Below are 19,997 nucleotides of genomic sequence, written 5' to 3'. Positions count from 1 at the left end.
GAGAAACTCATGAAAATCACCATATCAGGAACCGGCTATGTCGGTTTATCTAACGGGATCCTTCTTTCCCAAAATAACAAAGTTATTGCGTTAGATATCAATAAAGAAAAAGTCGAACTCTTAAACAAAAAAATCTCGCCAATTTCAGATAAAGAAATCGAAGAGTTTTTAGCTACAAAAGAACTCGACTTCACAGCGACTTTGGATAAAACAACTGCTTACCAAGATGCTGATTTTGTTATTATCGCAACGCCGACCGATTATGATCCTAAAACCAACTACTTTAACACCTCATCTGTCGAGTCGGTTATTCGTGATGTTTTAGAATATAATCCACACACCACAATGATTATTAAATCAACCATTCCGGTTGGTTTTACTAAAGAAATGAGAGAGAAATATAATACTGAGAACATTATATTTTCTCCTGAATTCTTACGCGAAGGCCGTGCGCTTTACGATAATCTTTACCCTTCTCGTATCGTGATTGGTGAGCGTTCAGAAAGAGCAGAAACCTTTGCAAATCTGTTAGTTGAAGGCGCACAGAAAAAAGATATTGATGTGCTTTATACTGATTCAACAGAAGCAGAAGCAATTAAATTATTTGCTAATACTTATCTTGCATTACGTGTTGCTTACTTCAATGAACTCGATAGCTATGCACAAGCTTATGGCTTAAATGCAAAACAAATTATTGAAGGCGTTTGTTTAGACCCTCGCATTGGCAATCACTACAATAACCCATCATTCGGTTATGGCGGCTATTGCTTACCAAAAGACACTAAGCAACTATTAGCTAACTATGAATCTGTACCTAATAATATTATTGGTGCTATCGTTGAAGCTAACCGTACTCGTAAAGATTTTATTGCAGACTCAATTATTGCGAAATCACCTAAAGTTGTGGGTGTATATCGTTTAATTATGAAATCGGGTTCTGACAATTTCCGCTCATCGTCAATCCAAGGCATTATGAAACGCATTAAAGCCAAAGGAATTGAAGTGGTGATTTATGAACCAGAAATGCAAGAAGAAACCTTCTTTAATTCAAGATTGATCCGTGATTTAAATGAGTTTAAATCAATCTCTGATGTCATTATTACTAATAGATGGGCTTCAGCACTAAACGATGTTGAGGAAAAAGTTTATACTCGTGACCTCTTTGGTAACGACTAAACTTATTTTATATGCTCAATATCGTCTTATTTGAACCCGAAATTCCACCCAATACGGGTAATATCATCCGCCTGTGTGCAAACACAGGTTTTCATCTTCATTTAATTCAGCCTCTGGGTTTTACTTGGGATGATAAACGCTTACGCCGTGCAGGGCTTGATTATCGTGAGTTTGCTGATATTAAACAACATCACGATTATTATGCTTTTTTAGAAAGCGAAGGATTAAGTCCTGATAATGCACAGTCACCTACTGGTGCTCGGTTATTTGCTTTAACCACAAAAGGTCAGCCAGCACATAGTAACGTTAGTTATAAAGATGGTGATTACTTATTATTTGGCCCTGAAACTCGTGGTTTGCCGCCTTATGTGTTGGATAATATGCCAATGCAGCAAAAAATCCGAGTTCCTATGCTGGCAGAAAGCCGTAGTATGAATTTATCTAATACTGTTGCGGTTGTGGTGTTTGAAGCCTGGCGGCAGTTGGGTTACCCCGGTGCTTTGCTTAGAGATTAAATCTAATCGGTGATATAAGTCGTATTTAAACAAAACTTATTTTTAATGTCGGCTTATGCTTCTTATTTAATTTTATCTTTATAAAATCAAAGTAACAAAAAGGCGCTATATCTAATGATATGCGCCTTTTTTATATTCTAAATACCATCGCCACACTCAAAACCAGACATAGAACCATTAAAATGCTGATCCATATCGAATGACGGTTTATCACTTGTTGGACGTCCTACAATACGAGCCGGTACACCCGCAACCGTGGTATGCGCAGGTACTGCATGTAAAACCACAGAACCAGCACCAATTTTAGCGCCTCGTCCAATCTCAATATTGCCAAGAATTTTAGCACCCGCACCAATCATTACACCTTCGCGTACTTTGGGGTGACGATCTCCGCCCGTTTTACCTGTTCCGCCTAATGTAACAGATTGCAAAATAGAAACATCATTCTCAACAACTGCGGTTTCACCAATCACAATACCTGTTGCATGATCAAGCATAATGCCATGCCCAATACAGGCTGCTGGGTGAATATCTACACCAAAAGAAACTGAAATCTGGTTTTGTAAATAAATCGCGAGTGCTTTGCGCTCTTGTTGCCACAACCAATGAGCAATACGATAAGCTTGTAAGGCGTGAAATCCCTTTAAATAAAGTAATGGAGTGGAGTATTTATCAACCGCAGGATCACGTAAACGAACAGCTGAAATATCATAAGCCGCAGACTCAATCATAGAAATATCACTGCGATAAGCATCCTCAACAATCTCACGCACAGCAATAGCCGGCATGGTTGGCGTTGCCAATTTATTGGCTAGCATATAACTTAATGCGCTACCGAGATTTTCATGTTTAAGGAGTGTTGCATGGAAAAAACTTGCCAAGATAGGCTCGCAATCTGCTAACGCTCTTGCTTCACTTTTAATATGATCCCAGACTCGTTTTAGTTCTTCTAGTGACATACTCACTCTCATTATTTTTACATTAAAGCCTAAGTCTGGACTTAGGCTTTAATGGGCATTTATAGGCTTACAATTAATATGGATATACGCAGATATTGGGAACATCTCGTGCTTTAAAATAAGCTTAGAATAACGAGCTGTCCACTTCATCTTTTGTTGCCCGTCCTAATAAAGCTAATGCTGCCTCTTTCACATCTTTATGCTGATATAAAATCTGGTAGATCTGCTCTGTTATAGGCATTTCAACACCAACTTGTTCTGCTAATGCTCGAACTTCCTTAGTGTTACGATAACCTTCAACAACCTGACCAATGGCTTCTTGCGCAGCATCAACATCAATACCTTGGCCTAGCATCATACCAAAACGGCGGTTACGTGATTGGTTATCAGTACAGGTTAAAACTAAGTCACCTAAACCTGCCATCCCCATAAACGTTGCTGCATCTGCACCTAAGGCTTTACCCAAACGGCTCATCTCAGCAAGACCACGCGTAATTAATGCGGTACGCGCATTCGCGCCAAATCCCATACCATCAGACATACCTGCGCCAATTGCGATAACGTTTTTAACTGCGCCACCTAATTGCACACCAATAAAATCAGGATTTTTATACACGCGGAAACTTTTACCACAGTGGAAAAGTTGCTGAAGTTCTTCAGAAAAAGCGTTGTCCGTTGAAGCAACAGAAATAGCCGTTGGTAAGCCCGCAGCAAGCTCTTTAGCAAAAGTTGGGCCAGATATAACTGCTAATGGGATTTCATTACCTAATACTTCACGCGCCACATCTTGCAACAAACGGCCGGTGTGTGCTTCAAGTCCTTTTGTCGCCCAAACTACACGCGCATCCTGACGTAAAAAGGGTTTGATCTGTTGCAATACATCACCAAAAACATGACTTGGGATCACAACCAGAATATTACGGCTCGCTTCTATCGCCTTTTGCAAAGAAGCTTCCATATGTAAACTATCAGGAAAAGAAACATCCGGCAGAAAAGCCTGATTACAACGCGCCTGCTCTAGTGCAGCAACATGCGCAGGATCATGACCCCAAAGCACAACGTCATGGCCATTGCGTGCCAGTGTAATCGCTAAAGCGGTGCCGTATGATCCGGCACCGATAACTGTCATAGAAGCATTGTTCATTAAGCTTCTTCAACTCCTGCATTTGGTGCATCCTGTTGCTGTAAATAGTTCATAAACAGCGCATCAAAGTTAACAGGTGCTAAATTCAGTTGTGGGAAAGTACCACGGCTAACTAAGTTAGTGATACATTCACGAGCATAAGGGAACAGAACATTTGGGCAATATGCACCTAAACAATGAGCCAGTTGCGTTCCTTCAATACCTTCAACAGTGAAGATACCTGCTTGTTGAACTTCACACAGGAATGCCGTTTCGTCATCCATAGTTGCAGTAACAGTTACGCGCAGAATAACTTCATAAACATTTTCAGCTAAAGTATTAGAAGAAGTATCAAGATCTAATTTAACTTCTGGTTGCCACTCTTTTTGGAAAACTTGTGGGGCATTAGGCGCTTCAAAAGAGATATCTTTTGTATAAATACGTTGAATTTGAAAAGTCATCTCTTGGTTTTGCTGTTCTGACATAATAATCTTACCTTTTTATATCCTTATTAATTGAATAGCAGTAAGTATAGAACTCAATCTGCCCGCTCGTTATTTTTTGCCCTTAGCAAGTGGTAAATTCTCACCACTCCAGCCTGAAAGGCCATCTTTTAAAATAAAGACCTTTTCAAAACCGAGTTTAGTTAGGCTTTCGGCTGGTTTTGCACCTTCCATACCTGATGGAGAGACAACAATAACTGGCTGTGATTTATATTTCTCCAGCTCAGCAATATTGTTATCTTTGATTTCAGAAGGTGTTAAATTGATAGAATCAATGATGTGTCCTTTGCGGAACTCATCACGGCTACGGATATCAACACACACCGCACCCTCTTTATTTATCAAAGAAATAGCTTCTGTACGGGAGATATTTTTCGTTTTTGAAAAAAGCCCTTTAAAGGTCAGCACAATGACCGCCACCAGCAGCGCAACCCAAACAAAACTTAACAGGGTGTGCCGGTTGAAAAATTGCATTACTTCTTGCAGCATAGGATGCAATCACTCTCGTTGGTTAAAAATAGTATCAAAGAGCCAAAGTATACCTTTGTAATGGCGCAATTACAGCCTATTCCTTATTTTCTCTTGTAGTTTTTGCGGAAAGTTTCTCAACAATCATTTTTTTTATTGACGGATTTCTGTACCATTAGTACCGGATAATCCTATGAAGAAGATTCGGAAGGTTCACTTCTTTCCACTCCACAGGATCCCTCTTCAGGCAAGCTATTAAGAAACCCGCACCCACAATAATGGCTATTCTACGTAAGAAAACCACCTTCTACGTAAGATTTTGCACCTGTCTGAGATAAAGCAACTATCTGTTATTTATTTAAAAGTATTGAGAACACGAGCATGTCGCAAACAAATCAAGTGCCCAAAATTGGATTCGTTTCTTTAGGTTGTCCTAAAAACTTAGTGGACTCTGAACGTATCCTAACCGAACTGCGTACAGAAGGTTACCACGTTGTTCCTACCTATAATGATGCTGATTTAGTCATCGTCAACACCTGTGGTTTTATTGACAGTGCAGTACAAGAATCCCTTGAGGCAATTGGTGAAGCGCTCAATGAAAACGGGAAAGTTATTGTTACTGGCTGCTTAGGTGCAAAAGAAAACCAAATTCGTGAAGTGCACCCTAAAGTGCTAGAAATCACGGGTCCTCATAGTTATGAGCAAGTTTTATCACATATTCATCATTATGTACCAAAACCTGATCACAATCCTTTTGTTAGCCTTGTACCCGAACAAGGGGTTAAATTAACTCCCCGCCATTATGCTTATTTAAAAATCTCAGAAGGCTGTAATCATCGTTGCACGTTCTGCATTATTCCTTCTATGCGTGGCGATTTAGATAGCCGTCCTATTGGGGATGTATTAAATGAAGCCAAAAGATTGGTCAACGCTGGTGTAAAAGAGTTACTGGTTATCTCTCAAGATACTTCAGCTTATGGTGTTGATACCAAACATCAAACAGGTTTTTGGGATGGAATACCCGTAAAAACCAGCATGACAAGTTTATGCGAACAACTAGCAAAATTAGGTATTTGGGTACGTTTGCACTACGTTTACCCTTATCCTCATGTGGATGATGTTATTCCATTAATGGCTGAAGGGAAAATTCTGCCTTATTTAGATATTCCTTTACAACATGCAAGCCCTAAAGTTTTAAAACTAATGAAACGTCCGGGTTCTGTTGAACGCACACTAGAGCGCGTAAAGCGCTGGCGTGAAATTTGTCCCGAGCTAACACTGCGTTCAACTTTTATTGTTGGTTTTCCTGGTGAAACAGAAGAAGATTTTCAAATGTTGTTGGATTTCTTAACTGAAGCGCGCTTAGACAGAGTCGGCTGTTTTAAATACAGCCCTGTTGATGGTGCAAAAGCTAACGAATTACCAGACCAAATCCCCGAAGATGTTAAAGAAGAGCGTTATCACCGTTTTATGCAATTACAACAGCAAATCTCGACAGAACGTTTGCAAGAAAAAATAGGTAAAACATTACTGGTGATGATTGATGAAGTTGATGAAGAAGGTGCGATAGGTCGTAGTATGGCGGATGCACCCGAAATTGACGGTGCAGTGTATCTTAATGAGCAATTTGATGTTGAACCAGGACAAATAGTACGAGTTCTGATTGAACATGCTGATGAATATGACCTTTGGGGCACTATCGTCGAATAATTTCTCTATCTCGACAGCGTAATATTCTATTGCGCTGTCACACTGATAACCTCTTTTTCCTCTTACCGACTATTATTGCTTTATAATCTCGTATTAATTAAATAGATTACTTGTTAAGTATTATCTGAAATTACGTCTTTATTTCCTGTTAACTGGTCAGTTGATGAGTGACATGGAATAATCTTACAAACTGTTATTAAGGGTACTTTGGTCAGATGGCAGAGAAAAAGGATCTTCAAAAAAAAATGTATCAGCCTTCTCGTGTATTTTCGTTACCGTTAATCACGTTGCTTATTAGCACCTCTTTATTCTCTGCAACCAACGTTTTTGCCAATACATTAACGGATAACCGTAATCAGCTTAAAGATCTTCAAACCACCATTGCTGAAAAAGAAAAACAAGTTCAAGAACAACAAAAGCAACGCACCTCTTTATTAACACAACTAAAAACTCAAGAAACACAAATATCTCATGCGGGCCGTTCTGTTCATGAAACACAAAGTCGCTTGCAAACCTTGGCAAAAGAAATAAAAACAATTACAGCGAATATTGCTCGACTGCAAAAACAATATAATTCGCAGCAAGAGTTATTATCTCACCAGATGAACGCCGCTTATCGCCAAGGAAAGCACCAAGGTATCGAACTACTTTTTCGTGGTGAAGATGGCCAACGAGAAGAACGTATTTTAGCGTATTACAGCTATATTAATGATGCGCGTAAAGAAACGATGGTGCAGTTAGCACAAACATCAAAAGAACTTGAAGTTGAAAAAGCGGCACAACAAGCTAAACAAAACGAGCAAAAACAAGTTCTGACAAAACAACAACAAGAAAAGCAAAAACTTGATAATGCACTAACCGCTCGCCAAAAAATACTCACTCAGCTTGAGTCAACATTAAAAGAAGACCAGCGCAATTTAGCCACCATGCGGGCTAACGAAGCGCAATTAAGAAACAAAATTGCACAAGCAGAACGAGAAGCAAAAGCCCGCGCAGAACGAGAAGCCAGAGAAGCAGCACGTATCGCTGCAAAACAACGAGAAGCCCAACAACGTGGGTCAACATATAAACCAACCGCAGAAGAACAATCGTTGATGTCTCGAACTGGGGGCTTAGGTAAACCTGCGGGGCAAGCCATTTGGCCAATTCGAGGTTCTTTATTACATCGCTTTGGCGAATCAATTTCAGGCTCAGGTGAATTACGCTGGAAAGGTATAGTTATACCCGCAGCACAAGGCACTGAAGTTAAAGCCATTGCTGATGGCCGCGTTCTACTTGCTGACTGGCTACAAGGCTATGGTTTAGTGGTTGTTGTAGAACATGGTAAAGGGGATATGAGCCTTTATGGTTATAACCAAAGCGCACTAGTTAACGTAGGCCAACAAGTTAAAGCCGGGCAGCCTATCGCATTAGTTGGTAATAGTGGTGGGCAAGAACGTTCAGCACTCTATTTTGAAATCAGACGTCAAGGGAAAGCGGTTAACCCACTCCCTTGGCTTGGGAGGTAGTTTTGCTATTTTTTAGTGCATTACAACATGTAACATCTTGGATAACTCGTTTAATACTATTAAGTTTAGTATTAACGACACCCACAATAGCTGCCCAGTTAGCCATTGTGATTGATGATTTTGGTTATCGCACTAAAGAAGACAATCAAATATTACAACTTCCAACGGCTGTTTCTATTGCGATTCTACCTGATTCGCCGCATGGGAAAATAGTTGCAAACAAAGCCCATCAGCAAGGTAGAGAAATTCTCATCCACATGCCGATGGCGCCTATTAGCAAACAACCTTTAGAGCGCGATACGTTAAAACCCAGCATGGGACAAGACGAAATTAACCGTATTATTCAACATGCTATTAATAACGTGCCTTATGCTGTGGGAATGAATAATCATATGGGAAGTGCGATGACATCTGATAGACAAGCGATGGATAGAGTCATTAAAGCACTAAACCATTCTAATCTTTATTTTTTAGATAGTGTGACTATTGGCAACACTCAGGCTGCGATAGCAGCAAAAGCAGCGGGTGTTCCTTCTTTGCGCCGTCATGTGTTTTTAGATAACGTACAAACAGAAGCAGAAACTCGCCAACAGTTAGCGCGAGCCATTGCTTTAGCACGTAAAAATGGTTCAGCAATTGCGATAGGTCACCCTCACCCATCCACAGTAAGAGCATTACAACAACAGCTACCACTATTACCTGCTGATATTCAACTGGTAGCACCCAGCGCGCTCTTAAAATCACAACCCATTAAACCAATCCAACCAGAACAACCCAAAACACCCGAAAAAGAACCAATACCAGAGCAACCTCAAGCACCAAAACCAGCGTCATGGTTAAAACCAGCACATCAAGCAATTATATCAATGAAACAGAGCACCTTAATAAAGGTGTTCTCTAAAAGCCTCTCTACACCTGAGTCGGATAAAAAAACAATGCCCAAACCTGCTAACAACAGTGAAGATACGGCTCAGTAAATAAAAAGAGTCCGTCAATACGGACTCTTAATCACTGTTTTATCAGCCTAGGTTTAATTTGATTTCCAATCTAAAATCACTTTGCCTGATTGACCCGAGCGCATGATATCAAAACCTTTTTGGAACTCATCAATTGGAAATTCATGAGTAATAATCGGCGTAAGATCAAGACCCGACTGAATCAGTGCAGCCATTTTATACCAAGTTTCAAACATCTCTCGACCATAGATACCTTTAATAAACAAACCCTTAAAGATAACTTGCCCCCAATCTATCGCCATATCTGAAGGTGGAATACCAAGCAACGCAATACGACCACCATGATTCATGGTACTCAGCATGGTACGAAATGCAGGGGGTGCCCCTGACATCTCTAAACCCACATCAAAACCTTCTGTCATACCCAGCTCTTTCATCACATCAGTCAGGTTTTCTTTGCTGACATTTACCGCACGGGTTACACCCATTTTTTTCGCTAGATCAAGGCGATATTCATTAACATCAGTAATAACAACATGGCGAGCCCCAACGTGCTTACAAATGGCAGCAGCCATAATCCCGATAGGTCCGGCCCCAGAAACAAGCACATCTTCACCTACTAAATCAAAAGATAATGCCGTGTGCACTGCATTGCCAAACGGGTCGAAAATCGCCGCTAATTCATCAGGAATATTGTCTGGAATTTTAAACGCATTAAAAGCAGGAATAACAAGATACTCAGCGAAACAACCCGGACGATTAACACCCACACCAATGGTATTGCGGCATAAATGCGTACGACCACCACGACAATTTCGACAATGTCCACAAGTGATATGCCCTTCACCAGAGACACGATCACCAATATTAAAACCTTTTACCTCTTGCCCTATCGCGACTATTTCACCGATATATTCATGACCCACAACCATAGGTACAGGAATTGTTTTTTGAGACCATTCATCCCAGTTATAAATATGAACATCGGTGCCACAAATTGCTGTTTTGCGAATTTTGATCATGACATCATTATGACCTAACTCAGGTACTGGCACATCTGTCATCCAGATGCCTTGTTGTGCTTTTAATTTTGACAGTGCTTTCATAGTGTGGACCTTATGCAATCACATTCAGTTGTTTACCAATTTTAATAAACGCTGCAACAGCTCGTTCAATTTGTTCTGTGCTATGTGCTGCTGACATTTGTGTACGAATACGCGCTTGTCCTTGCGGCACAACAGGATAGAAAAATCCTGTAACGTAAATACCTTCATCGAGTAAACGAGTCGCAAATTCTTGCGCTAACTTCGCATCACCTAACATGACCGGAATAATTGCGTGATCAGCACCTGCTAATGTAAAACCAGCAGCACTCATTTTTTCACGGAAAAGCGCAGCATTGCGCCATAAACGCGAACGAATTTCATCACCAGACTTCAACATTTCTAGCACAGCGATAGAAGCTGCAACTATTGCGGGAGCCAATGAATTTGAGAATAAATAAGGACGAGAACGCTGACGTAACCATTCAACCACTTCTTTACGCGCGGCGGTATATCCACCCGACGCGCCACCTAAAGCTTTACCCAAAGTCCCTGTGATAATGTCTACTCTATCCATCACATCACAATATTCATGAGTACCACGACCTTGTGCGCCAACAAAGCCAACCGCATGCGAATCATCAACCATCACTAATGCGCCGTATTCATCCGCTAAATCACAAATACTTTTAAGATCAGCAATGACGCCATCCATCGAAAACACACCGTCTGTTGCGATCATAATATGACGAGCATTATCAGCTTTGGCTTTTTCTAACTGAGCTTTTAACTCAACCATATCGTTGTTGGCATAACGATAGCGTTTTGCTTTACACAAACGCACACCATCGATAATAGAAGCATGGTTTAATGCATCAGAAATAATGGCATCTTCTGGTCCCATTAGCGTTTCAAACAACCCACCATTCGCATCAAAACAAGAAGAATATAAAATGGCATCTTCCGTACCTAAAAACTCAGCAATTTTATTTTCTAATGTTTTATGTGAGTCTTGAGTACCACAGATAAAACGCACAGAAGCCATACCAAATCCGTGACTGTCCATGCCTGCTTTTGCCGCTTCAATTAATTTGGGATGGTTAGCTAAACCTAAATAGTTATTAGCACAGAAATTTATAACATGACTGCCGTCAGCAACGGCAATATCAGCACTTTGCGAAGAGGTGATAATGCGCTCATTTTTAAATAAGCCATCTTGACGCGTTTGTTCTAGTTGTTGATTCATTTGCTGATAGAAAGAATGGGTAGACATATTTTCTCCTAAGACCACTGGCGAAAAAGGGTAAGATTTAAAACTTGACTACAAACTAGTCAATATTGTTTCTTATTCTATGTCTTTGTTCTATTAAAAACGACAAATGTAAATAAATAATGTTATTTATGTAATTAAGATCACTAATATGCACTAACTTTTTCGTCAGTTTCAGTCTGTTCTTCCATGATGAATACTACCGTTAAGACTGTTCAGTGTTATTATAGATCTAGAACTCATTTTTAGATTTTATATGAAGGGGTAGCCATATGATTATCGTCACTGGCGGTGCAGGTTTTATCGGCAGCAATATTGTTAAAGCATTAAATGATGAAGGTTATACTGATATTTTAGTCGTTGATAATCTTAAAGATGGCACTAAATTCGTAAATTTAGTTGATCTTGATATCACTGATTACATGGATAAAGAAGACTTTATTGCCAGCGTTGTTGCAGGCGATGATTTCGGCGATATCGATGCTGTTTTCCATGAAGGTGCTTGCTCTTCTACCACTGAGTGGGATGGCAAATATATGATGGATAACAACTATCAATATTCAAAAGAGCTACTCCATTTTTGCCTCGAGCGCAAAATTCCATTCTTATATGCCTCTTCTGCCGCAACTTATGGTGGCCGTACTGATAACTTTATTGAAGAAAGAAAATTTGAAGCGCCATTAAATGTTTATGGTTACTCAAAATTCTTATTTGATGAATATGTGCGTCAAATTTTACCTGATGCAGAATCAATGATTTGTGGCTTCCGTTATTTTAATGTTTATGGCCCACGTGAAGGACATAAAGGCGGCATGGCCAGTGTTGCTTTTCATTTAAATAACCAAGTCAATGATGGGCAAAATCCAAAACTATTTGAAGGTAGCGAAACATTCCAACGCGACTTTATTTATGTTGGTGATGTTGCCGCCGTCAATTTATGGTTCTGGCGTAATAATGTATCCGGTATTTTTAACTGTGGTACAGGTCGCGCAGAGTCATTCCAAGCGGTTGCTAATGCGGTTATTGCTTATCATACTGATAAAGATCTTTCTATCGAACATATTGAATTTCCTGAAAAATTAAAAGGTCGCTACCAAGCATTTACCCAAGCTGATCTGACGAATTTACGTAAAGCAGGTTATACCGCACCGTTTAAAACCGTCGCTGAAGGTGTTGCTCTTTATATGCAATGGTTAAATCAGGATAAATAATCGTCGTTTATGAAAATCTTTGTGGTTGGTCCTTCATGGGTTGGGGATATGATGATGTCCCAAAGCCTATATCGCACACTAAAAGCATTACATCCGGCAGCAACTATTGATGTGATGGCGCCTGCATGGTGCCGTCCGTTATTAGAAAAAATGCCCGAAGTAAATCAAGCCATTCCGATGCCATTAGGCCACGGTGCTTTAGCAATAGGTGAACGTCGTCGCTTAGGTAAACAATTAAAAGAGAACGGTTATACGCACGCCTATGTACTGCCTAACTCGTTTAAATCTGCTTTAGTACCGTTTTTTGCAGATATACCTAAACGTACAGGTTGGCGTGGTGAAATGCGTTACGGGTTATTAAATGATTTACGCCCTCTCGATAAAGATGCATTTCCGCTTATGGTAGAACGTTATGTGGCTCTTGCTTATGATAAGCAAAAAGTCCAAAAAGCAACTGATTTACCTCAGCCTTTACTATGGCCTAAGTTAGCTGTTGCCGATAAAGATATCACCACCACATTAAATGCATTTTCATTACCAACACAGCGCCTTGCAATAGGTTTTTGTCCTGGCGCTGAGTTTGGCCCAGCAAAACGTTGGCCTCATTATCATTATGCAGCATTAGCTCAAAAGCTCATCACAGAGCAGGGCTATCAGGTTTTCCTCTTTGGCTCTCAAAAAGACAAAGAAGCGGGCGACGAAATAAAACAAACGCTGACACCACAAGCACGCGAAGCCTGTTTTAACCTTGCGGGAGAAACATCCCTCGAGCAGGCGGTTAACTTATTAGCATCCTGTAAAGCGGTTGTTTCTAATGACTCAGGTTTAATGCATATTGCTGCCGCACTAGATCGCCCATTAGTCGCACTTTATGGCCCAAGTAGTCCAGATTTTACGCCACCGTTATCCCATAAAGCGCGCGTTATTCGTTTAATTACGGGTTATCACAAGATTCGTAAAGGTGATGCAGAACAAGGTTATCACCAAAGCTTAATTGATATTCAGCCTGAACAAGTTTTTGCCGAACTAGAAAACCTGTTTTCAACGGGATCATCAAAATGAAGCGGGTTTTAATCGTAAAAACATCTTCTATGGGCGATGTATTACATACTTTGCCAGCATTAACGGATGCGTTACAGGCGTATCCTGATATCCGCTTTGATTGGGCTGTTGAAGAAGGTTTTGCTCAAATTCCAAGTTGGCATAGTGCGGTAGATAGCATAATTCCTGTCGCAATACGCCGTTGGCGCAAAAACTGGTTTAGTGCGCCTATTCGTGCTGAACGGGCTCAGTTTCGCCAAGCAATTCAATCTCATCATTATGACACTGTGATTGATGCTCAAGGCTTACTTAAAAGCGCATTTCTAGTAACTCGTTATGCCAAAGGCACTAAACACGGCTATTCACGACTAAGCGCACGTGAACCTTTAGCCAGCTTTTTTTACGATATTCACCACGATGTCAGTAAAAAAATGCATGCTGTTGAACGTATTCGCCAACTATTTGCATTAAGTTTGAACTATCCATTGCCGCAATCTCATGGCGATTATGGTATTGCATCACATTTTCTGTCACTTCCCGCATTTGATGAACATCCTTATTTAGTGTTTTTACACGCAACGACTCGTGACGAAAAACATTGGCCTGAATCCCATTGGCGCGAGTTAATCGGATTACTTGCTGATTCGGGTTTACGTATTAAATTACCTTGGGGTGCAGAACACGAGCACCAGCGCGCAATACGCTTAGCTCAGGGATTTGATTATGTTGATGTGCTACCTAAAATGTCACTTGCACAAGTGGCTCAAGTGATTGCAGGGGCTAAAAGTGTGGTTTCTGTCGATACAGGATTAAGCCATTTAACGGCGGCATTAGACAAACCTAACATCACTCTATTTGGCCCTACTGACCCCGGACTTATCGGCGGATATGGCAAGGCACAAACAGCACTGAAAGCGGAAGATGGAGATATTGTGTCGATCACGCCACAACAAGTTATCCATACCCTTAACTCTTAACATTATCAACACTAAAGGAAACTAATCCTTTAGTGTTTTATCAACCGCATTAAAAACTTCATCCACGGTAATAAGATCCATAGAAGTATTAACGTCTTCATTATGTTTTGCTTTTTTATCAATAACCGTATGTAAATGAAGGTCTTGATAAGGGCCTGTCCATTTAGGATCGGCGGTTGCAAATAAACTCACAGTAGGCACTTTTAACGCGATAGCTAAATGTAATGGCCCTGTATCTCCCGTCACTAATACATCCATTATATTAATATAACTTAATAAATCGGGTAATGAAGTTTTACCTACTAGGTTGATAATATTTCTATGATATTTTTCAGGCAATAATGCAAAGAACTCGTCTGGTAATTCTAATTCTCTTGGTGAGCCTATCAGTTGGATCCGTAATGATGGATTAATATCAATCAGTTTTTGTGCCATTTCTGCAAAAGACTTAACTGGCCATCTGCGCTCAACCGTTGAAGCCCCCATTTGAAAACCCACAATACAACCTTCATCCTTGGCTAATTGTTTTATTTCACAAGGAATTTCCATGCTTGTATCGGCATCGTTTATGCCCAAATGACGAATAATATCGAGCTTACTTTGGATCACATGGCACACCGATGGCTGATGTTCTGCAACAATCCATTTTTTAAACCATTCAGGTATAACATGGAAAGTTGTTCGCAATATATACTGGCAACCAGACATCACCGCGAATAACACATCATATGGCAGATGAGAATGCAAAATAACCGCAAGTTCAGGTTTAAATTTTCGAGCTTGTAATGCAACAGGTAATAAATTTCGAATTTTATTATCCCAATAAATCACACTATCTATTTGATCATAATTTTCGACTAATAATCTATTTTTTTCACTTGAGACGAGTGTGATATGAGCATCTGGATAATGGGCTCGAATAGCCCGAATTGCGGGGGTATTAAACATAAAATCCCCCAATGCCGTAGTTGAAAAGATAAGAATACTAGTAAATTTAATATCTGATGAAAAAGTATCTGTTTTTTTCATCCGGCCAAAAAGAGGGTTATAGATAGTTAAAAAATTATGTACCCATTTCAGTTTTTTCAACTTCATTTTATTTTGCCTGTACTTTACTTTGATAATATTCTGCTAATGTCATTCCTTGTACCTTGTCGCTCAAGAAACTAAATAATACTTCCAAATCAGCATATAGCCCTTCAATATCTTTTTCTGTTCTAAATGTTGGACTACCACCCGGCATAAACTCAGATGAATGCAGCATGAATTCGATATGATCATGACCTTGTGCTAATGATTTTTTAGCCACTTCAATCATTTGCTGTGCATTTCCACCTTTAGGACGCAGCCAATTTACAGAAGGTGCGCGCTGCTTACCTCTACATTTATCATAGCTTTGCTTAATTTTATTCATCAATGAAGAATGCTTATATTGAATGCTCATTGGTACTTCAAGCAAAGATGAGTCGCCCTCTTTACTAATATTTTGCAAATCAATGAAATAGGCATGACTTGGGAAATGAGTATAATTTGTACCACCAGCTTGTGCTGGATCTCCCTTCGTAAAACGCCAGTCAACTTTTGGTGTCACAGAACAATCTACTTGGTAGCCAAACTCAACTAATAGACGAGCGTAAATTTCATTAAATGCCCATCGACCAGAACGGTGGCTTAACATCTTAGTTTGGAGTTTATCTTCCAACAAATTCGTCATCAGCGCGATTTTTTCTCGCATCTGATTTTCTGGATATTCAATCAAATAAGGCTGATAACGTAAATCATCTGCGGTTAAAGCAACTAAAGGAGGGCTATTCCATGCATGTAAATGCATACCAATTTCGCCAGTATTACGAGTAATCACATCTTTGGCAAATTCGATATAAGCGTTATCCATTACCATTTCATAATTTGTCAGCCAAACAGGTTTAAAATTAAAGCGCTCACAGAGTTGCTGAAATCGGGGTAAAAAATGCGTATTTTTTGTGGTGATTTCGCTATCATTTTCCCAAAGATTATCGCCTTCGGTATCTAATGTGATAATAAATGCTGGTTTTTTCATGCATACCCCGCCAATTAATGGATAATAGGCTGATCTAATTATACTTGGGCACTATGGTACGCAGTAGAAAACATCAATTCAATCAATATAAATCGGGTTTAGTAGATGCATTTCGCCGATTTGTTTACAATAAGACATCTTACTGAAGCTAAAGTAATTATGAATAAACCAAATCAATCATTTAACAAAATACTTGTTATCAAGCTCCAACATCATGGGGATATGTTGCTGACAACGCCTGTCATTCAGTCATTAAAATCTGCATATCCCAATGCGACGATTGATGTTTTATTGTATAAAGAAACACAGCCTATACTTCAAGATAATCCATTAATAAATAATATTTTTTATCTTGATAGAAACTGGAAACATCAAGGAAAATTCACTCGAATTAAAAAAGAGTGGCAACTGGGACGTTCTCTACAAAAACAGCACTATGATTTAGTGGTTGACCTTGCTGATCAATGGAAAGCAGCCATTTTTGCCTACCTGACTAAGGCGCCAATGCGTTTAGGATTTGAGTTTGAAAAGCGCAAAGGAAGTAAATTTTGGGCGAAATGCCATAATGTAATCATACCAACGACAAATCATGAACACTTACATACTGTAGAACAAAATCTCAGTATCTTAACGCCACTTAATATTTCTATCGATTCTACTGTTACAATGGCCTATAGCGACGCAGATAAGCAATGGGTTGATGAATTAATAACAAAACAAAATATAAATAATGGCTATATTGTTATTCAACCAACCTCTCGTTGGTTCTTTAAGTGTTGGGATGAAGATAAAATGGCAGCATTAATCTCTCAACTACAACAAAATTCTTATTCTGTTGTTTTAACTTCAGGGCCCGAATAAAGAGAAAATTACTGTATTAGCAGGCAAAACCTCTTTACCCCAGTTAGCCGCGCTTATTGATCACGCTAAGCTCTTTATCGGTGTTGATTCTGTTGCTATGCATATGGCTGCCGCGCTAAAGACACCACTGATTGCACTTTTTGGGCCATCGAAGCTAGAACATTGGCGTCCCTGGCAATCCACAGGTGAAACAATATGGGCAGGAGATTATGCAGAAATCCCACACCCAGACCATATTAAAACAGATACGCAACAGCGCTATCTTTCTGCAATCCCTGTCGATGCCGTTTTTCACGCAGCTAAAAGGTATTTAACTCAATGAGCCATCCATTACGATTAGCGATAGTTAGACAAAAATATCGACCTGATGGCGGTGCTGAGCGTTTTATTGCCCGCGCATTAGATGCGCTATCAACAGATGAGCTTGAATTAAATGTTATTACTCGTGAATGGCAAGGTCATGTAGATCCTGATTGGCATATCCATTTATGCAATCCTAAAAAATATGGACGAATCAGCCGAGAGTCAGGTTTTGCCAAAGCAGCAAGAGCCTGTTGGCAAGAAAACCAATTTGATATTGTACAAAGCCATGAGCGCATTGCGGGGTGTGATATTTTTAGAGCGGGTGATGGTGTTCATCGCCGCTGGTTATTACAACGCCAAAGAATATTACCGCGCTGGAAAGGCCATTGGCTATTTTATGACAGATACCACCGTTATGTCATGAATGCAGAAAAGCAGATGTATGCAGACCCCGCATTAAAACAAGTGATCTGCAATTCACATATGGTTAAGCAAGAAATTATTGAGGACTTCGGACTTTCTGCCGATAAAATATCTGTCATTTATAATGCAATTGATCATAATGCTTTTGTTCCTGCAACTGATGCACAAAAAGCAGCATTAAAAACACAGTATGATATCCCGCAAGGATCACCTTGTTTTATCTATGTCGGTTCTGGTTTTGAGCGAAAAGGATTAGCAGCCGCTATTTCGGCAATCGCGAGCACATCCGCTATATTAATAGTGGTAGGGGCTGATAAAAACCAAAAGAAATATGAAGATCTCGCCAATCAATTAGGCTGTCGTCAGCGAGTTTTCTTTTTAGGAATGCAAAAAGAGACGCTGTCTCTTTATCAAATGGCAGATGCTTTATTACTTCCCACACTTTATGATCCTTTCCCTAACGTTATTCTTGAGGCATTATCGTGTGGTTTACCGGTTATCACATCAACCCGTTGTGGTGGTGCCGAATTTATTGAAAATGGCAAAAATGGCTTTGTTTGCGATGCGTTAGACATTTCAGCATTAACCGATGCAATTATAACAATTTCTAAAAAAACAACTTGGTATGAAATGTCGGCAGCAGCAAGAGAAACGATCCTCCCTTATACGCCGCAGCATTTGTCGGATGAGCTTATTTCACTTTATAAACGGATATTGGCCTTGTGAATCAACAGCATATACTTTTTATTATTGATGGATTACCCGGTGGAGGCGCTGAAAACGTTACGTTACGTCTTGCCGATGGTTTTCATCAAGCCGGATATCAAGTCACACTATTATCATTACATGAAAAGTTAGCTTATCAATTACCTGATTTTATTGATTATATTGTTGATCATGATAATTATCGGGGTATTTTTAGAAAGTTAACTGAAATATCGCGTAGAGCGAAGTCTCTTGATAATGTGTTAACACAATTATTTGCAAAAAAGGGGCGCCCTGCGCTCGTATTATCTAATTTGCATAAAACTGACCGTATTGTTTCGCGCTCAAAACAACTTGCAACATGTAATGTCTGGTACTGTATTCACGGCATTTATTCTCAATCATACCTTGGTAATAAATCAGGTTTTTCATATTGGTTGAAAAAAACTAAAATCCAGCAAGTGTATAAAGATAAAAACCTCGTTTGTGTCTCTAATGCGGTAAAAGAAGATTTAATTAATCAAATTGGTATTCAAGCGCTGCAATTAAAAACGATTTATAACCCTTTTAATATCGAAGAAATTCAACAAAAAGCGAAGCAGCCTAACGCATTTAATCAGCAAGATTATATTTTGCATGTAGGTCGTTTACATGAAGTTAAAAGACAAGACCGATTAATCAACGCTTTTGCTAAAGCTAATTTACCTTGCCAACTTATTCTATTAGGCGAAGGAACACCGGCGATTAAACAACAATTAGAGCAGCAAATTAAACAGCTAAATCTGACTGAAAAAGTGATATTGGCAGGCTTTATCTGTAATCCATTACCTGCTATTCAAGGTGCAAAAGTGGTTGCATTAAGTTCAGATAGTGAAGGGCTGCCAACCGTACTTATTGAGTCTCTTATTTGCGGCACTCCCATTGTTAGTACACGTTGTCCGGGTGGTGTCAGTGAGATTATGACCGATGAGCTAACCAACTACCTTTCTGAGATGAACGCTGACTCACTCGCAGAGAAACTTCGTCTTGCTTATTATTCACCGCCTCAGATATTGCCATCATCCTATGCAAAATTTGAGCTGAACCATATTTTAAAGCAGTATATCGCTTTAATTCCTTAATACGAGCCTAGTTGTTTTTACACACTTTCCTCTACACAGTGTGATACTATAGGCCTTCGTCCAGA

At 39.7% G+C, this 19,997-nt stretch carries 18 protein-coding genes and 1 pseudogene; 11 read left to right on the top strand and 8 right to left on the bottom strand.

Features of this window, described 5'->3' with window-relative positions; genetic code table 11:
• The first annotated feature begins 9 nt into the window (after positions 1–9).
• Positions 10–1,176, top strand: a complete 1,167-nt coding sequence (locus tag M997_RS01955; RefSeq protein WP_064718442.1) for a nucleotide sugar dehydrogenase — start codon at positions 10–12, stop codon at positions 1,174–1,176.
• An 11-nt stretch (positions 1,177–1,187) separates the two neighbouring features.
• Complete coding sequence (gene trmL / locus M997_RS01950; protein WP_064718441.1) at positions 1,188–1,691, top strand: tRNA (uridine(34)/cytosine(34)/5-carboxymethylaminomethyluridine(34)-2'-O)-methyltransferase TrmL; 504 nt, start codon at positions 1,188–1,190, stop codon at positions 1,689–1,691.
• 137 nt (positions 1,692–1,828) lie between these two features.
• Here trmL and cysE read toward each other — a convergent pair whose 3' ends face one another.
• The 4 genes from cysE to M997_RS01930 form a co-directional block, all read right to left on the bottom strand.
• Positions 1,829–2,650, bottom strand: coding sequence for a serine O-acetyltransferase (gene cysE / locus M997_RS01945; RefSeq protein ID WP_064718440.1), 822 nt, complete (start codon positions 2,648–2,650; stop codon positions 1,829–1,831).
• A gap of 124 nt (positions 2,651–2,774) precedes the next feature.
• Positions 2,775–3,794, bottom strand: coding sequence for an NAD(P)H-dependent glycerol-3-phosphate dehydrogenase (gpsA, locus tag M997_RS01940; protein WP_064718439.1), 1,020 nt, complete (start codon positions 3,792–3,794; stop codon positions 2,775–2,777).
• Positions 3,794–4,258: a protein-export chaperone SecB gene (gene secB, locus M997_RS01935; RefSeq protein ID WP_064718438.1), complete on the bottom strand. Its 465-nt coding sequence runs from the start codon at positions 4,256–4,258 to the stop codon at positions 3,794–3,796. Before secB ends, gpsA begins: the two co-directional genes overlap by 1 nt.
• Before the next feature lie 69 nt (positions 4,259–4,327).
• On the bottom strand, positions 4,328–4,765 hold the full coding sequence (locus tag M997_RS01930) for a rhodanese-like domain-containing protein (RefSeq protein WP_064718437.1): 438 nt from the start codon (positions 4,763–4,765) through the stop codon (positions 4,328–4,330).
• A 360-nt stretch (positions 4,766–5,125) separates the two neighbouring features.
• Between M997_RS01930 and rimO the strand changes: the two genes are divergently transcribed.
• From rimO to M997_RS01915, 3 genes are all read left to right on the top strand, one after another.
• Complete coding sequence (gene rimO, locus M997_RS01925; RefSeq protein WP_064718436.1) at positions 5,126–6,454, top strand: 30S ribosomal protein S12 methylthiotransferase RimO; 1,329 nt, start codon at positions 5,126–5,128, stop codon at positions 6,452–6,454.
• Positions 6,455–6,669: 215 nt separating this feature from the next.
• A complete protein-coding gene (gene envC / locus M997_RS01920) occupies positions 6,670–7,962 on the top strand; it encodes a murein hydrolase activator EnvC (RefSeq protein ID WP_064718435.1) in 1,293 nt (430 codons plus the stop codon).
• A 2-nt stretch (positions 7,963–7,964) separates the two neighbouring features.
• Positions 7,965–8,939: a divergent polysaccharide deacetylase family protein gene (locus M997_RS01915; protein WP_064718434.1), complete on the top strand. Its 975-nt coding sequence runs from the start codon at positions 7,965–7,967 to the stop codon at positions 8,937–8,939.
• A gap of 53 nt (positions 8,940–8,992) precedes the next feature.
• Here M997_RS01915 and tdh read toward each other — a convergent pair whose 3' ends face one another.
• Both tdh and M997_RS01905 read right to left on the bottom strand, forming a co-directional pair.
• A complete protein-coding gene (gene tdh, locus M997_RS01910) occupies positions 8,993–10,024 on the bottom strand; it encodes an L-threonine 3-dehydrogenase (RefSeq protein ID WP_064718433.1) in 1,032 nt (343 codons plus the stop codon).
• Between the two features lie 10 nt (positions 10,025–10,034).
• Positions 10,035–11,234: a glycine C-acetyltransferase gene (locus M997_RS01905; RefSeq protein ID WP_064718432.1), complete on the bottom strand. Its 1,200-nt coding sequence runs from the start codon at positions 11,232–11,234 to the stop codon at positions 10,035–10,037.
• A gap of 269 nt (positions 11,235–11,503) precedes the next feature.
• On the opposite strand from M997_RS01905, the gene rfaD reads away from it, so the two are divergent.
• Genes rfaD through rfaC form a run of 3 tightly spaced genes read left to right on the top strand, consistent with a single transcriptional unit; the run spans position 11,504 to position 14,460 of the window.
• On the top strand, positions 11,504–12,442 hold the full coding sequence (gene rfaD, locus M997_RS01900; protein ID WP_064718431.1) for an ADP-glyceromanno-heptose 6-epimerase: 939 nt from the start codon (positions 11,504–11,506) through the stop codon (positions 12,440–12,442).
• A 9-nt stretch (positions 12,443–12,451) separates the two neighbouring features.
• The gene (gene rfaF / locus M997_RS01895) at positions 12,452–13,504 is read left to right on the top strand and encodes an ADP-heptose--LPS heptosyltransferase RfaF (RefSeq protein WP_064718430.1); all 1,053 of its coding nucleotides are present in this window, start codon (positions 12,452–12,454) and stop codon (positions 13,502–13,504) included.
• Positions 13,501–14,460: a lipopolysaccharide heptosyltransferase RfaC gene (gene rfaC, locus M997_RS01890; RefSeq protein WP_064718429.1), complete on the top strand. Its 960-nt coding sequence runs from the start codon at positions 13,501–13,503 to the stop codon at positions 14,458–14,460. The genes rfaF and rfaC overlap by 4 nt, the downstream gene beginning before the upstream one ends.
• A 21-nt stretch (positions 14,461–14,481) precedes the next feature.
• On the opposite strand, the gene M997_RS01885 is transcribed toward rfaC, so the two are convergent.
• Complete coding sequence (locus M997_RS01885) at positions 14,482–15,555, bottom strand: glycosyltransferase family 9 protein (protein ID WP_064718428.1); 1,074 nt, start codon at positions 15,553–15,555, stop codon at positions 14,482–14,484.
• A 1-nt stretch (position 15,556) separates the two neighbouring features.
• Positions 15,557–16,519 carry a polysaccharide deacetylase family protein gene (locus tag M997_RS01880; protein ID WP_064718427.1) on the bottom strand — a complete coding sequence of 321 codons (963 nt, stop codon included), beginning with the start codon at positions 16,517–16,519 and terminating at the stop codon, positions 15,557–15,559.
• Between the two features lie 159 nt (positions 16,520–16,678).
• On the opposite strand from M997_RS01880, the pseudogene rfaQ reads away from it, so the two are divergent.
• The 3 genes and pseudogenes from rfaQ (at position 16,679) to M997_RS01865 (ending at position 19,932) form a co-directional block, all read left to right on the top strand.
• Positions 16,679–17,702 (top strand): annotated as a pseudogene (rfaQ, locus tag M997_RS01875) (putative lipopolysaccharide heptosyltransferase III).
• Positions 17,699–18,832: a glycosyltransferase family 4 protein gene (locus M997_RS01870; RefSeq protein ID WP_064718426.1), complete on the top strand. Its 1,134-nt coding sequence runs from the start codon at positions 17,699–17,701 to the stop codon at positions 18,830–18,832. Before rfaQ ends, M997_RS01870 begins: the two are co-directional and overlap by 4 nt.
• Positions 18,829–19,932, top strand: a complete 1,104-nt coding sequence (locus tag M997_RS01865; protein ID WP_064718425.1) for a glycosyltransferase — start codon at positions 18,829–18,831, stop codon at positions 19,930–19,932. The genes M997_RS01870 and M997_RS01865 overlap by 4 nt, the downstream gene beginning before the upstream one ends.
• The last annotated feature ends 65 nt before the right edge of the window (positions 19,933–19,997 follow it).

The organism is Proteus hauseri ATCC 700826 (assembly GCF_001654965.1).
In the GTDB taxonomy this organism is placed as follows: Bacteria; Pseudomonadota; Gammaproteobacteria; order Enterobacterales; family Enterobacteriaceae; genus Proteus; species Proteus hauseri.
This window is presented reverse-complemented; position numbering and strand designations above follow the sequence as displayed.